14 protein-coding genes are annotated in these 15,601 nt (G+C 71.1%); 13 read left to right on the top strand and 1 reads right to left on the bottom strand.

The window, feature by feature from the left end:
- Positions 1-147 precede the first annotated feature (147 nt).
- Positions 148-648, bottom strand: a complete 501-nt coding sequence (gene bldD / locus ACZ37P_RS27715) for a transcriptional regulator BldD (protein WP_033174517.1) — start codon at positions 646-648, stop codon at positions 148-150.
- A gap of 185 nt (positions 649-833) precedes the next feature.
- Here bldD and pyrR point away from each other — a divergent pair, with 185 nt between their 5' ends.
- From pyrR to metK, 13 genes are all read left to right on the top strand, one after another.
- Positions 834-1,499, top strand: a complete 666-nt coding sequence (pyrR, locus tag ACZ37P_RS27710) for a bifunctional pyr operon transcriptional regulator/uracil phosphoribosyltransferase PyrR (protein WP_355348764.1) — start codon at positions 834-836, stop codon at positions 1,497-1,499.
- 80 nt (positions 1,500-1,579) lie between these two features.
- Entirely contained in the window at positions 1,580-2,590 is a 1,011-nt protein-coding gene (locus tag ACZ37P_RS27705) for an aspartate carbamoyltransferase catalytic subunit (protein WP_355348767.1), read from the top strand.
- A gap of 2 nt (positions 2,591-2,592) precedes the next feature.
- Entirely contained in the window at positions 2,593-3,891 is a 1,299-nt protein-coding gene (locus tag ACZ37P_RS27700; protein WP_467349120.1) for a dihydroorotase, read from the top strand.
- Entirely contained in the window at positions 3,888-4,550 is a 663-nt protein-coding gene (locus ACZ37P_RS27695; RefSeq protein WP_467349119.1) for a PH-like domain-containing protein, read from the top strand. The genes ACZ37P_RS27700 and ACZ37P_RS27695 overlap by 4 nt, the downstream gene beginning before the upstream one ends.
- The gene (gene carA, locus ACZ37P_RS27690) at positions 4,547-5,680 is read left to right on the top strand and encodes a glutamine-hydrolyzing carbamoyl-phosphate synthase small subunit (RefSeq protein ID WP_355348776.1); all 1,134 of its coding nucleotides are present in this window, start codon (positions 4,547-4,549) and stop codon (positions 5,678-5,680) included. Before ACZ37P_RS27695 ends, carA begins: the two co-directional genes overlap by 4 nt.
- A complete protein-coding gene (gene carB, locus ACZ37P_RS27685) occupies positions 5,673-8,990 on the top strand; it encodes a carbamoyl-phosphate synthase large subunit (RefSeq protein ID WP_467349116.1) in 3,318 nt (1,105 codons plus the stop codon). Before carA ends, carB begins: the two co-directional genes overlap by 8 nt.
- 84 nt (positions 8,991-9,074) lie before the next feature.
- Positions 9,075-10,184, top strand: a complete 1,110-nt coding sequence (locus tag ACZ37P_RS27680; protein ID WP_467349114.1) for a quinone-dependent dihydroorotate dehydrogenase — start codon at positions 9,075-9,077, stop codon at positions 10,182-10,184.
- 17 nt (positions 10,185-10,201) lie between these two features.
- Entirely contained in the window at positions 10,202-11,041 is an 840-nt protein-coding gene (gene pyrF / locus ACZ37P_RS27675) for an orotidine-5'-phosphate decarboxylase (RefSeq protein WP_391161369.1), read from the top strand.
- A gap of 388 nt (positions 11,042-11,429) precedes the next feature.
- Positions 11,430-11,753 (top strand): integration host factor, encoded by a 324-nt coding sequence (locus ACZ37P_RS27670; protein WP_093712873.1) that lies wholly within the window; start codon positions 11,430-11,432, stop codon positions 11,751-11,753.
- A 73-nt stretch (positions 11,754-11,826) separates the two neighbouring features.
- Entirely contained in the window at positions 11,827-12,450 is a 624-nt protein-coding gene (gmk, locus tag ACZ37P_RS27665) for a guanylate kinase (protein WP_355348790.1), read from the top strand.
- Between the two features lie 49 nt (positions 12,451-12,499).
- Positions 12,500-12,772, top strand: a complete 273-nt coding sequence (rpoZ, locus tag ACZ37P_RS27660) for a DNA-directed RNA polymerase subunit omega (RefSeq protein WP_033174507.1) — start codon at positions 12,500-12,502, stop codon at positions 12,770-12,772.
- A gap of 156 nt (positions 12,773-12,928) precedes the next feature.
- Positions 12,929-14,155 (top strand): bifunctional phosphopantothenoylcysteine decarboxylase/phosphopantothenate--cysteine ligase CoaBC, encoded by a 1,227-nt coding sequence (gene coaBC, locus ACZ37P_RS27655; RefSeq protein ID WP_467349111.1) that lies wholly within the window; start codon positions 12,929-12,931, stop codon positions 14,153-14,155.
- Between the two features lie 145 nt (positions 14,156-14,300).
- Positions 14,301-15,518 carry a methionine adenosyltransferase gene (metK, locus tag ACZ37P_RS27650; protein WP_401307156.1) on the top strand — a complete coding sequence of 406 codons (1,218 nt, stop codon included), beginning with the start codon at positions 14,301-14,303 and terminating at the stop codon, positions 15,516-15,518.
- Positions 15,519-15,601 lie beyond the last annotated feature (83 nt).

Genomic DNA, 15,601 nt, shown 5'->3' with positions numbered 1-15,601 from the left:
GGGCGAAGGGGGTTTTCTCTCTCCTTCTCTCCTCTCCCCCCCCCCCCCCCCCCCCCCCCCCCCACCCCCCCCCCTTCCCCCCCCCCTCCCCCCCCCCCCCCCCCCCTCCCCCGGGACGTTTCTGCACTATTCGGGCGAGCCGGGCGCCTAGCCCTCTTCGTGCTGGACCGCGCGCCGCGCGTCGGCGTCGAGGACGCCCCAGCCGATGAGCTGCTCGGTGAGTACGGACGGCGACTGGTCGTAGATCACGGCCAGGGTGCGGAGGTCGTCCTGGCGGATCGACAGCACCTTGCCGTTGTAGTCGCCGCGCTGGCTCTGGATCGTGGCGGCGTACCGCTGGAGAGGCCCGGCCTTCTCCGGCGGGACCTGGGACAGGCGCTCCAGGTCGAGGACGAGCTTCGGGGGCGGCTCGGCCGCCCCGCCGGGGGTCGTACCCGGCAGCAACTCCTGGACCGGAACTCCGTAGAAGTCCGCAAGCTCGGCGAGTCGCTGCACGGTCACGGCACGGTCGCCGCGCTCGTACGAGCCCACGACCACTGCCTTCCAGCGGCCCTGGGACTTCTCCTCGACGCCGTGCAGGGACAGGCCCTGCTGCGTGCGGATGGCCCGGAGCTTTGCTCCGAGCTGCTTGGCGTAATCGCTGGACATATGGCTCCCCGGACGGAAACTCGGTGACTCACTGTGAGGTTACGCAGCGTAATCCGTGCTCGTCAAGCCGGAAAGGGCCGATCGGTCGCTGACCTGGGCGCTCTGCGCCACCTGATACCGTTGCCGCGTACCCCTGACGTCCTTTAATGCCCGTCCCGTGAGGCGGGGAAGGAGGTCCCCGACCCATGGTCGAAGACCGCAGTACCCCGGAAGACCGCGATACCGCCGAGTGGAACCCCGCGCCCGCCCGTCCGGTGCTCGAAGCACCCGACATCGCGCGCGTCCTCACCCGTATCGCCCACGAGATCGTGGAACGCGCCAAGGGCGCGGACGACGTGGTGCTCCTCGGCATCCCGACCCGCGGCGTCTACCTGGCGCAGCGCCTGGCGGCCAAGCTCGCCGAGATCACCGGCCGCACGACGGCCGTCGGCTCCCTCGACATCACCATGTACCGCGACGACCTGCGGCTGCACCCGGCACGCGCGCTGGCCCGCACCGAGATCCCGGCCACCGGGATCGACGGCAGGCTCGTCGTCCTCGTCGACGACGTGCTCTTCTCCGGCCGCACCATCCGCGCCGCCCTCGACGCGCTCAACGACATCGGCCGCCCCCGCGCCGTACAGCTCGCGGTCCTGGTCGACCGCGGCCACCGTGAACTGCCGATCAGGGCCGACTACGTCGGCAAGAACCTGCCCACCTCGCTGCGCGAGACCGTCAAGGTCCAGCTCACCGAGGAGGACGGCCGCGACACCGTCCTGCTCGGCCAGAAGGACGACAAGGACCGCGACCGGCGCGACCGCCGTGACCGGGACGACGCGGCGCCGCGCGAGGGCCTCCCGGCGGACGACTAGCGCACCCAGGACAGGACCCCCGCCGGGGTCCTGTGCTTCCGCGCGCCCTGACCCGCCCCAGCACCCCCGGAGTGACCCGCATGAAGCGCCACCTGATCTCGGCCGCCGACCTCAGCCGCGACGACGCCCTCCTCGTACTCGACACCGCCGAGGAAATGGCCCGCGTCGCCGACCGGCCCATCAAGAAACTGCCCACCCTGCGCGGCCGTACCGTCGTCAACCTCTTCTTCGAGGACTCGACGCGGACCCGCATCTCCTTCGAGGCCGCCGCCAAGCGGCTCTCCGCCGACGTCATCAACTTCTCCGCCAAGGGCTCCTCGGTCTCCAAGGGCGAATCCCTCAAGGACACCGCGCTGACCCTGGAGGCGATGGGCGCCGACGCCGTCGTCATCCGGCACGGCTCGTCCGGCGCGCCGCACCGCCTGGCCACCTCCGGCTGGATCAACGGCTCGGTGGTCAACGCGGGCGACGGCACCCACGAACACCCCACGCAGGCACTGCTGGACGCCTTCACCATGCGCCGCCACCTGTCCGGCGTCGGCCGCGACCTGGAGGGCCGCCGCGTCACCATCGTCGGCGACATCCTGCACAGCCGGGTCGCCCGCTCCAACGTGCTGCTGCTCAACACCCTCGGCGCGCGCGTCACCTTGGTCGCCCCGCCGACCCTGCTGCCGATCGGCGTCGAGCAGTGGCCGTGCGAGGTCAGCTACGACCTCGACGCGGTGCTCGCCAAGACCGACGCGCTGATGATGCTGCGCGTGCAGAGCGAGCGGATGAACGCCGCCTTCTTCCCCACCGAGCGCGAGTACACCCGGCGTTACGGCGTGGACGGACTGCGGATGGCGGTGCTGCCCGAGCACGCCATCGTCATGCACCCGGGACCGATGAACCGCGGCATGGAGATCACCGCCGAGGTCGCCGACTCGCCGCGCTGCACCGTCGTGGAGCAGGTCGCCAACGGCGTCAGCACCCGGATGGCCGTGCTGTACCTGCTGCTCGGCGGCTCGGAACCGGCCATCGCCACCACCGCGCCCGTCCCCGAGACCGCACCCGCGACGACCGGCCCCGCCCGTACCGAGGAGAGCAAGTAACCATGAGCAAGATCCTGATCCGTGGCGCGAAGGTACTGGGCGGCGAGCCGCAGGACGTCCTGATCGACGGCGAGACCATCGCCGCTATCGGCGCGGGCCTGTCCGGCGACGGGACCGAGGACGCCACCGTGGTCGACGGCGAGGGCCGGATGGTCCTGCTGCCCGGCCTGGTCGACCTCCACACCCACCTGCGCGAGCCGGGCCGCGAGGACTCCGAGACCGTGCTGACCGGCACCAGGGCCGCCGCGATCGGCGGCTACACCGCCGTGCACGCCATGGCCAACACCTTCCCCGTCGCCGACACCGCGGGCGTCGTCGAGCAGGTCTGGCGGCTCGGCAAGGAGTCCGGCTACTGCGACGTGCAGCCGGTCGGCGCCGTCACCGTCGGCCTGGAGGGCAAGCAGCTCGCCGAACTGGGCGCCATGGCCGACTCGGCCGCCCGGGTACGGGTCTTCTCCGACGACGGCAAGTGCGTGGACGACGCGGTGATCATGCGCCGCGCGCTGGAGTACGTGAAGGCGTTCGACGGCGTCGTCGCCCAGCACGCGCAGGAGCCCCGGCTCACCGAGGGCGCCCAGATGAACGAGGGCGCCGTCTCCGGCGAACTGGGCCTGACCGGCTGGCCCGCCGTCGCCGAGGAGTCGATCATCGCCCGCGACATCCTGCTCGCCGCGCACGTCGGCTCCCGCGTGCACATCTGCCACCTGTCCACCGCGGGCTCCGTCGAACTCGTCCGCTGGGCCAAGTCCAAGGGCTGGGACGTCACCGCCGAGGTCACCCCCCACCACCTGCTGCTCACCGACGAGCTGGTGCGTACGTACAACCCGGTCTACAAGGTCAACCCGCCGCTGCGCACCGAGGCGGACGTGCTCGCGCTGCGCGAGGCCCTGGCCGACGGCACCATCGACTGTGTGGCCACCGACCACGCACCGCACCCGCACGAGGACAAGGACTGCGAGTGGGCCGCCGCCGCCATGGGCATGGTGGGTCTGGAGACCGCGCTGTCCGTCGTGCAGCACACCATGGTCGACACCGGACTGCTGGACTGGGCGGGCGTCGCCGACCGCATGTCGGCCAGGCCCGCCGTCATCGGACGGCTCGCGGGCCACGGACGGCCGCTCGCCGAGGGCGAGCCCGCCAACCTCGTCCTGGTCGATCCCGCATACCGTGGGGTGGTCAATCCCGCGGGCTTCGCCTCCCGCAGCCGCAACACCCCCTACGAGGGACGCGAACTGCCGGGCCGGGTGCACGCCACCTTCCTGCGGGGCCAGGCGACGGTCATGGACGGGAAGCTCACGTGACACCTCTGACACTGCTGGCGGCCGGTACGGCGCGGGCCGCGGACAAGCACTCGGCGAAGGTCACCGACTGGACCGACCGGATCGGCTGGATCGTCGGCCTCGCCCTGTTCGTCGGCCTGCTGTACTGGCTGATGCGCCAAGGCTGGCAGTGGCGCCGCACCCTCCAGGGCGGCCTGCCCGCACTCCCGCAGGCCCCCGAGGAGACCGGCGAACCGCTCCTGGAATTCGACGGCCGCTACCACGGCAGCACCACCGCGGGGCAGTGGCTGGACCGGATCGTCGCCCACGGCCTCGGCGTACGCAGCAAAGTGACGCTCACCCTCACCGAGGAGGGCCTGGACGCCGACCGCGTCGGCGCCCCCGGCTTCTTCGTCCCCGCCGCCGCCCTGCGCGGCGCCCGCCTCGACAAGGGCATCGCGGGCAAGGTCCTCACCGAGGGCGGCCTGCTGGTCGTCACCTGGGAGCACGGCGGCACCCTCATCGACTCCGGCTTCCGCGCCGACCAGGCCGCGCAGCACCCGGCCTGGGTCGCGGAGATCAACCGCGTCAGCGGCGGCGAGGACGCCCCCGGCCGACGGGCGGCGCAAGTCGCCTTCGCGGACCACACACCGGGCGTCGGCCCGGCCGAACAACAGGCAAAGAAGGAAGGCGCACAATGACGACCTCCGTCCGGGCGGCCACCGCACCCGCCGTACTCGTCCTGGAGGACGGCCGCACCTTCCGCGGCCGTGCCTACGGGGCGGTGGGGGAGACCTTCGGCGAGGCCGTCTTCTCCACCGGTATGACCGGCTACCAGGAAACGCTCACCGACCCCTCGTACCACCGCCAGGTCGTCGTCATGACCGCCCCGCACGTCGGCAACACCGGCGTCAACGACGAGGACGCCGAGTCGTCCCGCATCTGGGTGTCCGGCTACGTCGTACGCGACCCCGCCCGCACCCCGTCCAACTGGCGCTCGCGGCGCTCGCTCGACGAGGAGCTGACCACCCAGGGCGTGGTCGGCATCAGCGGCATCGACACCCGCGCCCTCACCCGCCACCTGCGCGAACGCGGCGCCATGCGGGTCGGCATCTTCTCCGGCGAGGCACTGGCCGACGACGGCACGCTGCTCGCCAGGGTCCGGCAGGCCCCCGAGATGACCGGCGCCGACCTGTCCGCCGAGGTCGCCACCCGGCAGACCTACGTCGTCCCGGCGATCGGGGAGAAGCGCTTCACCGTCGCCGCCCTCGACCTCGGCATCAAGGGCATGACCCCGCACCGGATGGCCGAGCGCGGCATCGAGGTGCACGTCCTTCCCGCGAACGCGAGCGTCGAGGACGTCTACGCGGTCGCGCCCGACGGCGTCTTCCTGTCCAACGGCCCCGGCGACCCGGCCACCGCCGACCTCACCGTCATCCAGGCCGTCCTGGAGCGCGGGACCCCGCTGTTCGGCATCTGCTTCGGCAACCAGCTCCTCGGCCGGGCGCTCGGCTTCGGCACGTACAAGCTCAAGTACGGCCACCGCGGCATCAACCAGCCGGTGCAGGACCGCGGCACCGGCAAGGTCGAGGTCACCGCGCACAACCACGGCTTCGCCGTGGACGCGCCGCGCGACCGGGTCAGCGACACCCCGTACGGCCGCGCCGAGGTCAGCCATGTCTGCCTCAACGACGACGTGGTGGAGGGTCTGCGGCTGCTCGACCGGCCCGCCTTCAGCGTCCAGTACCACCCGGAGGCGGCGGCGGGACCGCACGACGCCGCCTACCTGTTCGACCGCTTCGTTTCCCTGATGGAGGGCCAGCGTGCCTAAGCGCACCGATATCCAGTCCGTCCTGGTCATCGGCTCCGGCCCGATCGTCATCGGCCAGGCCGCCGAGTTCGACTACTCAGGCACCCAGGCGTGCCGGGTCCTCAAGTCCGAGGGCCTGCGGGTCATCCTCGTCAACTCCAACCCCGCCACGATCATGACCGACCCGGAGATCGCCGACGCCACGTACGTCGAGCCGATCACCCCGGAATTCGTCGAGAAGATCATCGCCAAGGAGCGCCCCGACGCGCTGCTGCCCACCCTCGGCGGCCAGACCGCGCTCAACACCGCGATCTCGCTGCACGACAACGGCGTCCTCACCAAGTACGGCGTCGAGCTGATCGGCGCCAACGTCGAGGCGATCAACAAGGGCGAGGACCGCGACCTGTTCAAGGGCGTCGTCGAGGCCGTCAAGGCGAAGATCGGCTACGGCGACTCCGCCCGCTCGGTGATCTGCCACACCATGGACGACGTGCTCGCAGGCGTCGACACCCTCGGCGGCTACCCCGTCGTCGTCCGCCCCTCCTTCACCATGGGCGGCGCGGGCTCCGGCTTCGCGCACGACGAGGACGAACTGCGCCGCATCGCCGGCCAGGGCCTGACCCTCTCGCCGACCACCGAGGTGCTCCTGGAGGAGTCCATCCTCGGCTGGAAGGAGTACGAGCTGGAGCTGATGCGCGACAAGCACGACAATGTCGTGGTCGTCTGCTCCATCGAGAACTTCGACCCGATGGGCGTGCACACCGGCGACTCCATCACCGTCGCGCCCGCGATGACCCTCACCGACCGCGAGTACCAGATCCTGCGGGACATCGGCATCGCCGTCATCCGCGAGGTCGGCGTCGACACCGGCGGCTGCAACATCCAGTTCGCGGTCAACCCCGAGGACGGCCGGGTCATCGTCATCGAGATGAACCCGCGCGTCTCCCGCTCCTCCGCGCTCGCCTCCAAGGCCACCGGCTTCCCGATCGCGAAGATCGCCGCCCGCCTGGCCGTCGGCTACACGCTCGACGAGATCCCCAACGACATCACCGAGAAGACCCCCGCGTCCTTCGAACCGACGCTGGACTACGTCGTCGTCAAGGTGCCGCGCTTCGCCTTCGAGAAGTTCCCGGCCGCCGACGCCACCCTCACCACCACCATGAAGTCGGTGGGCGAGGCCATGGCCATCGGCCGCAACTTCACCGAGGCGCTCAACAAGGCGCTGCGCTCGCTGGAGAAGAAGGGCTCGCAGTTCGACTTCGTGACCCCGGTCTCCGCCGCGGACAAGGAAGCGCTGCTGGCCACCGCCGCCGTCCCCACCGACGGCCGGATCAACACCGTCATGACCGCGATCCGCGCCGGGGCCACCCCGGAAGAGGTCTTCGACGCCACGAAGATCGACCCCTGGTTCGTGGACCAGCTCTTCCTGATCCACGAGTACGCCGTCGAACTGGCCGCGGCCGACCGCCTCGACCCCGAACTGCTCGCCGACGCCAAGCGGCACGGCTTCTCCGACGCCCAGATCGCCGGCATCCGCTCCCTGCGCGAGGACGTCGTCCGCGAGGTCAGGCACGCGCTCGGCATCCGCCCGGTCTACAAGACCGTCGACACCTGCGCCGCCGAATTCGCCGCCGACACCCCGTACTTCTACTCGTCCTACGACGAGGAGAGCGAGGTCGCGCCGCGCGAGAAGGCCGCCGTGATCATCCTCGGCTCCGGGCCCAACCGGATCGGCCAGGGCATCGAGTTCGACTACTCCTGCGTCCACGCCTCCTTCGCGCTGCACGACGCCGGGTACGAGACCGTGATGGTCAACTGCAACCCGGAGACCGTCTCCACCGACTACGACACCTCCGACCGGCTCTACTTCGAGCCGCTCACCCTGGAGGACGTCCTGGAGATCGTGCACGCCGAGACGCTCGCGGGCCCGGTCGCCGGTGTCATCGTGCAGCTCGGCGGCCAGACCCCGCTCGGCCTGGCGCAGGCCCTCAAGGACAACGGGGTGCCGGTCGTCGGCACCTCGCCCGAGGCGATCCACCTCGCCGAGGACCGCGGCGCCTTCGGCCGCGTGCTGGCCGCCGCCGGACTGCCCGCGCCCAAGCACGGCACCGCCGTCACCTTCGACGGCGCCAAGGCCATCGCCGACGAGATCGGCTACCCGGTGCTCGTCCGCCCCTCGTACGTGCTCGGCGGGCGCGGCATGGAGATCGTCTACGACGAGACCCGGCTCGCCTCCTACATCGCCGAGTCCACCGAGATCAGCCCCGACCGCCCCGTGCTCGTCGACCGCTTCCTCGACGACGCCATCGAGATCGACGTGGACGCACTCTACGACGGCCACGAGCTGTACCTCGGCGGCGTCATGGAGCACATCGAGGAAGCCGGCATCCACTCCGGCGACTCCGCGTGCGCCCTGCCGCCGATCACGCTCGGCGGCCACGACATCAAGCGGCTGCGCGCCTCCACCGAGGCCATCGCCGCCGGAGTCGGCGTACGCGGCCTGATCAACATCCAGTTCGCGCTCGCCGGGGACATCCTCTACGTACTGGAGGCCAACCCGCGCGCCTCCCGTACCGTCCCCTTCACCTCCAAGGCGACCGCGGTGCCGCTGGCCAAGGCCGCCGCGCGGATCTCGCTCGGCTCCACCGTCGCGGAACTGCGCGCCGAGGGCCTGCTGCCGACGACGGGCGACGGCGGCACCCTGCCGCTGGACGCGCCGATCTCCGTCAAGGAAGCGGTGCTGCCCTGGTCGCGGTTCCGCGACATGCAGGGCCGGGGCGTCGACACCATCCTCGGCCCGGAGATGCGCTCCACCGGCGAGGTCATGGGCATCGACGCGGTCTTCGGCACCGCGTACGCCAAGTCCCAGGCCGGAGCGTACGGCGCGCTGCCCACCAAGGGCCGCGCCTTCATCTCGGTCGCCAACCGCGACAAGCGCGCGCTGATCTTCCCGGCCCGCGCGCTGATCGAGCACGGCTTCGAACTGCTGGCCACCTCGGGCACCGCGGAAGTCCTGCGGCGCAACGGCATCGAGGCGCGGGTCGTGCGCAAGCAGAGCGAGGGCGTGGGGCCCGAGGGCGAGCCGACCGTCGTCACCCTCATCCACGAGGGCGAGGTCGACCTCATCGTCAACACCCCCTTCGGCACCGGCGGACGCCTCGACGGCTACGACATCCGCACCGCCGCCGTCGCCCGCGGCATCCCCTGCCTGACCACGGTCCAGGCGCTCGCCGCGGCCGTCCAGGGCATCGACGCCTTGACGCGCGGCGACATCGGGGTGCGCTCCTTGCAGGAGCACGCGCGGCATCTGATCGCGGCGCGCGAGGGGTGAGCTGCGGCCCGGCGCCCGCTGTGCGCGCAGTTCCCCGCGCCCCTTCCGGGGCGCATCCCCCTCCGAGGAGATGACCGCTACACGATGTACCACCTCTTCTTCCGGCTCTTCTTCCGGCGCATGGACGCCGAGAGCGCCCATCACCTGGCCTTCCGGTGGATCCGGCTGGTGGCGCGGATCCCCGTCCTGCGCACCTTCGTCGCGGCGGCGCTCGCGCCGCGCTACGCGTCGCTGCGTACCGAGGCCCTGGGCCTGCGGATGCACGGCCCGTTCGGGCTGGCGGCCGGGTTCGACAAGAACGCGGTCGCCATCGACGCGATGGCCATGCTCGGCTTCGACCACGTCGAGATCGGCACGGTCACCGCGCAGGGCCAGTCCGGCAATCCGCGGCCCCGGCTGTTCCGGCTGGTCGCCGACAGCGCGCTGATCAACCGGATGGGCTTCAACAACGACGGGTCCGCCGCCGTCGCGGACCGGCTCGCCGCCCGGCGACCGGTCTTCCGTACCACCGTCGGCGTCAACATCGGCAAGACCAAGACGGTCCCGGAGGAGGCGGCGGCGGGCGACTACGTGACGGCCACCGAGCGGCTGGCCGCGCACGCCGACTACCTGGTGGTCAACGTGTCCTCGCCGAACACGCCGGGACTGCGCAATCTCCAGGCGACCGCCGCCCTGCGCCCGCTGCTGACGGCGGTACGCGAGGCCGCCGACCGTACGGTGACCGACCGCCACGTGCCGCTGCTGGTCAAGATCGCGCCCGACCTGGCGGACGAGGACGTGGACGCCGTCGCCGACCTCGCCGTGGAACTGGGCCTCGACGGCATCATCGCCACCAACACCACCATCGCCAGGGACGGCCTCGGCCTGGCGTCCGACCCCCGGCTGACCGCGGAGACCGGCGGGCTGTCCGGCGCGCCGCTGGGCGACCGCTCCCTGGAGGTGCTGCGCAGGCTGTACGCGCGGGTCGGCGACCGGATCACGCTGGTCGGCGTCGGCGGCATCCGCGACGCGGAGGACGCCTGGCAGCGGATTCTCGCGGGCGCCACCCTGGTGCAGGGCTACAGCGCCTTCATCTACCAGGGCCCCTTCTGGATGCGCGCGGTCCACAAGGGCCTGGCCGCCCGCCTGGCCACCAGCCCGTACGCCACGCTCGCCGACGCCGTCGGCGCCGACACACGGAAGGTGCCGGTATGACCCCGACCCCGCCGCAGGTGGAACTCGAACCCTTCGGCGCGCGGCTGCGCCGGACCATGGACACCCGCGGACAGCTCTGCGTCGGCATCGACCCGCACGCCGCGCTGCTCACCGCGTGGGGCCTCAACGACGACGTGGCCGGTCTCGAACGCTTCACGATGACCGTGGTCGAGGCGCTGGCCGACCGTACGGCGGTCCTCAAACCGCAGTCGGCGTTCTTCGAGCGCTTCGGCTCGCGCGGTATCGCCGTACTGGAGCGGGCGGTCGCCGAGGCGCGGGCCGCGGGCGTCCTGGTGCTGATGGACGCCAAGCGCGGCGACATCGGCTCGACGATGGCCGCGTACGCCGCCACGTATCTGGACAAGGACTCGCCGCTGTTCTCCGACGCGGTCACGGTCAGCCCCTATCTCGGCTTCGAGTCGCTGCGGCCCGCGCTGGACGCGGCGCGGATCTCGGGGTCCGGGGTCTTCGTCCTCGCCCTGACCTCCAACCCGGAGGGTGCGGAGGTGCAGCGGGCGACGGCGGCGGGCGGCGCGTCCGTCGCGCAGGTGATGCTCGACCACATGGCGGCCGAGAACGCGGGTGTGACGCCGCTGGGTTCGGTCGGCGCGGTGGTCGGCGCGACGCTGTCGGAGGCGGGCGCGGATCTCGACATCAACGGGCCGCTGCTGGCGCCCGGCATCGGGGCGCAGGGCGCCACGCCCGCGGGACTGCCGGCGCTGTTCGGCTCCGCGGTGGCCAATGTGGTGCCCAGCGTCAGCCGGGACGTGCTGCGGCACGGACCCGACGCGGCGGGGCTGCGCGAGGCGGCGGCGCGCTTCACCGACGAGGTGCGCGCGGCGGTCTCGGGCGGGTAGCCGTACCGGTCGGGGGTAGGCGGCCCAACGACGGTGCGCGGCAGGGGAGTCCGGGTCCTCCGGGGCCCGGACGGACCCCAAAACGTTGCCCCGGTCGCGCCCCTGATGGGGCCGGTCGCGCGCTGTTTAAACGTCAAAAAGAAGGTTCAGATTCAACCACCGAACGAATTGACGCAGAAACCTGTTCCGCTTTGCCCCAAATATCCCGCTGGATCGAGTCTGACCAGGACTTTTCGTCTGTTCTCGCTGACTTGAGCCGTTCGGACCGCTAGTCTCCGACAGGAGCGGCGACGTTCACTCGCGTCGCTTCTCGCCCCGTAAACGCGGGGGGAGTGTGCTCCACCACACGGTCCATATCCGATTGCTCTACATCCGAGGTGACGTAGGCGTGGCTCTTCCGCCCCTTACCCCTGAACAGCGCGCTGCCGCGCTCGAAAAGGCCGCCGCGGCTCGCCGGGAGCGCGCCGAGGTCAAGAACCGGCTCAAGCACTCCGGCGCCTCTCTGCACGAGGTCATCAAGCAGGGCCAGGAGAACGACGTCATCGGCAAGATGAAGGTCTCCGCTCTCCTGGAGTCCCTGCCCGGCGTCGGCAAGGTGCGCGCCAAGCAGATCATGGAGCGGCTCGGGATCTCCGAGAGCCGGCGCGTCCGTGGTCTGGGCTCGAACCAGATCGCGTCCCTGGAGCGCGAGTTCGGCGGCGCCTCCGCCTGACGGTCCTCGTGCCCCCGGCAAGCTTTGCCCCGCCGCGGCACCAGCACCTCCGGGAACCAGGGATAATCGCTCCATGAGTTCTACAGTCTCCCGGGGGGCGGCCCGCCCCCTCGCTTCGCAGGGGGCCACTCCGGCCCCCCCGGACAGACACCCGCGACTGACCGTGCTCTCCGGCCCCTCAGGGGTCGGCAAGAGCACGGTCGTCGCCCACCTGCGCACGGTGCACCCCGACGTCTGGCTGTCGGTCTCCGCCACCACGCGCAAGCCGCGCCCCGGCGAGCAGCACGGTGTCCAGTACTACTTCGTGGACGACGACGAGTTCGACAAGCTCGTCGCCAACGGCGAACTGCTGGAGTGGGCCGAATTCGCCGGGAACCGCTACGGCACGCCCCGCGCGGCCGTGCTCGACAAGCTCGGCGCGGGCGAGCCCGTGCTGCTGGAGATCGACCTCCAGGGCGCCCGGCTGGTCCGCGAGTCGATGCCCGAGGCGCGCCTGGTCTTCCTCGCGCCGCCGAGCTGGGAGGAACTGGTCCGCCGCCTCACCGGGCGCGGCACCGAATCGCCCGAGGTGATCGAGGAACGGCTGAGCGCGGCCAAGGTCGAACTGGCCGCCGAGGCCGAGTTCGACGTGACCCTTGTCAACACCTCGGTCGAGGCTGTAGCGCGTGAGCTGCTAGCCTTGATGCAGATTGACTGAGCTGACTCAGTCTTTTCCGTTTTCCATCAGTAGTAGGGGTAGGTAGAGCGTGTCCTCTTCCATCACCACGCCCGAGGGCATCATCAATCCTCCGATTGACGAGCTGCTCGAAGCCACCGATTCGAAGTACAGCCTGGTGATCTACGCCGCCAAGCGCGCGCGCCAGATCAACGCGTACTACTCCCAGCTCGGTGAGGGCCTGCTGGAGTACGTCGGCCCGCTCGTGGACACCCACGTGCACGAGAAGCCGCTCTCCATCGCGCTGCGCGAGATCAACGCGGGTCTGCTGACCTCCGAAGCGGTCGAGGCACCCGCGCACTGACGCCAGCACACATCCACACGCGTTTCAGCACGGGCCCGGCGAAGCGACCGCCGGGCCCGTGGTGTGTCATGGGACGTGTCAGGTGACCCGCGCGGAACGGGTCGCGGGACAGGTCGCAGGACGGTTCGGACGACGGATCTCGGGTCGGGAGACACGATGGCGAAACCACAGGTCGTGCTGGGTGTGAGCGGTGGCATCGCCGCCTACAAGGCGTGCGAGCTGCTGCGGCGGCTCACCGAGTCGGGGCACGGCGTGCGGGTGGTGCCCACCGAGTCCGCGCTGCACTTCGTCGGCGAGGCCACCTGGTCGGCGCTGTCCGGCAACCCGGTCTCCACCCGCGTCTGGGACGACGTCCACGAGGTCCCGCACGTACGGATCGGCCAGCACGCCGACCTCGTCGTGGTCGCCCCCGCCACCGCCGACCTGCTCGCCAAGGCCGCCCACGGCCTCGCCGACGACCTGCTCACCAACACCCTGCTGACCGCCCGCTGCCCGGTGGTCTTCGCCCCCGCGATGCACACCGAGATGTGGGAGCACCCGGCCACCCGGGACAACGTCGCCACCCTGCGCCGCCGGGGCTGCGTCGTCATCGAACCCGCCGTCGGCAGGCTGACCGGCGTCGACACCGGCAAGGGACGGCTGCCCGACCCCGCCGAGATCTACGAGGTCTGCCGCCGCGTGCTGCGCCGGGGACCCGCCGAGCGGGACCTGGCCGGACGCCATGTGGTGATCAGCGCGGGCGGTACCCGCGAACCCCTCGACCCGGTCCGCTACCTCGGCAACCGCTCCTCCGGCAAGCAGGGCTACGCGCTGGCCCGTACCGCCGTGGCGCGCGGCGCCCGGGTCACCCTCCTCGCGGCCAACACCGGACTCCCCGACCCGGCCGGCGCCGACGTCGTCACCGTCGGCACCGCGGAACAGCTCAGGGAAGCGGTGCTCAAGGCCGCCGCCGACGCCGACGTGGTGGTGATGGCCGCCGCCGTCGCGGACTTCCGCCCCGCGCGGTACGCGGCGGGCAAGATCAAGAAGAAGGACGACCAGGAGCCCGCGCCGATCACCCTGGTCCGCAACGCCGACATCCTCGCCGAGATCTCCGCGCACCGCGCCCGGCCGGGACAGCTCGTCGTCGGCTTCGCCGCCGAGACCGACGACGTCCTCGTCAACGGACGCGCCAAGCTCACCCGAAAGGGTTGTGATCTGCTCGTCGTCAACGAAGTGGGTGACGGCAAGGCGTTCGGCACCGAGGAGAACGAGGCTGTGGTACTGGGCGCCGACGGCAGCGAGACCCCCGTACCGTACGGGCTCAAGGAGGATCTCGCGGACCGGGTGTGGGATCTTGTCGGCGCGAGATTGCCGGAAAGTGACACTCGGGTGGACGCGTGATGACGCGTTCCGCCACGAATCCAAAGGTCGAGATGCCGTGTCACGTCCGCGGCGGCGGACTATAAGCTTGCAGTGGAGTGCCGGGCGCAGCCCTGCGCACTCCGCCCAGATTCAGCCAGCAGCCGCTGCAACCCCAGGGAGCGATGTGTCCCGCCGCCTGTTCACCTCGGAGTCCGTCACCGAGGGACACCCAGACAAGATCGCTGACCAGATCAGCGACACCATCCTCGACGCCCTCCTCAAGGCCGACCCGCACTCCCGGGTCGCCGTCGAGACGCTGATCACCACCGGTCAGGTGCATATCGCGGGCGAGGTCACGACCACCGCCTACGCCGATATCGCCACCCTGGTGCGCAACAAGATCCTGGAGATCGGCTACGACTCCTCCAAGAAGGGCTTCGACGGCGCCTCCTGCGGCGTCTCGGTGTCCATCGGCGCGCAGTCCCCTGACATCGCACAGGGTGTCGACACCGCGTACGAGAAGCGCGTCGCGGGTTCCGCCGCGACCGACGACGACCTGAACAAGCAGGGCGCGGGCGACCAGGGCCTGATGTTCGGCTACGCGTCCGACGAGACGCCCGAGCTGATGCCGCTGCCGATCACGCTCGCCCACCGCCTGTCCAGGCGGCTGACCGAGGTCCGCAAGAACGGCCAGATCCCGTACCTGCGCCCGGACGGCAAGACCCAGGTCACCATCGAGTACGACGGCGACAAGGCCGTCCGCCTCGACACCGTCGTGGTCTCCTCGCAGCACGCCTCCGACATCGACCTGGAGTCGCTGCTCGCGCCCGACATCCGGGAATTCGTCGTCGAGGTCGAGCTGAAGGCCCTGCTCGACGACGGCATCAAGCTCGACACCGACGGCTACAAGCTGCTGGTCAACCCCACCGGCCGCTTCGAGATCGGCGGCCCCATGGGTGACGCCGGGCTCACCGGCCGCAAGATCATCATCGACACCTACGGCGGCATGGCCCGCCACGGCGGCGGCGCCTTCTCGGGCAAGGACCCGTCCAAGGTCGACCGCTCCGCCGCCTACGCCATGCGCTGGGTCGCCAAGAACGTCGTCGCCGCCGGGCTCGCCGCGCGCTGCGAGGTCCAGGTCGCCTACGCCATCGGCAAGGCCGAGCCCGTCGGTCTCTTCGTCGAGACCTTCGGCACCGCGAGCGTCGACGTCGAGAAGATCGAGCAGGCCATCAGCCAGGTCTTCGACCTGCGGCCCGCCGCGATCATCCGCGACCTCGACCTGCTCCGCCCGATCTACGCCCAGACCGCCGCCTACGGCCACTTCGGCCGCGAGCTGGAGGACTTCACCTGGGAGCGGACGGACCGCGTCGACGCCCTGCGCTCGGCCGCCGGGCTCTAAGTCCGTACGGCGCCCCCGCCCCGGTATGGGGGCGCCGTCTCGCGGCGGCGCGAGTGTGTCCGAGGGGTCTGTAAGAATCGCAA

This window comes from Streptomyces sp. NPDC024632 (assembly GCF_055559175.1).
The sequence above is the reverse complement of the archived record's forward strand: the minus strand, read 5'-3'. Positions and strand labels throughout refer to the sequence as shown.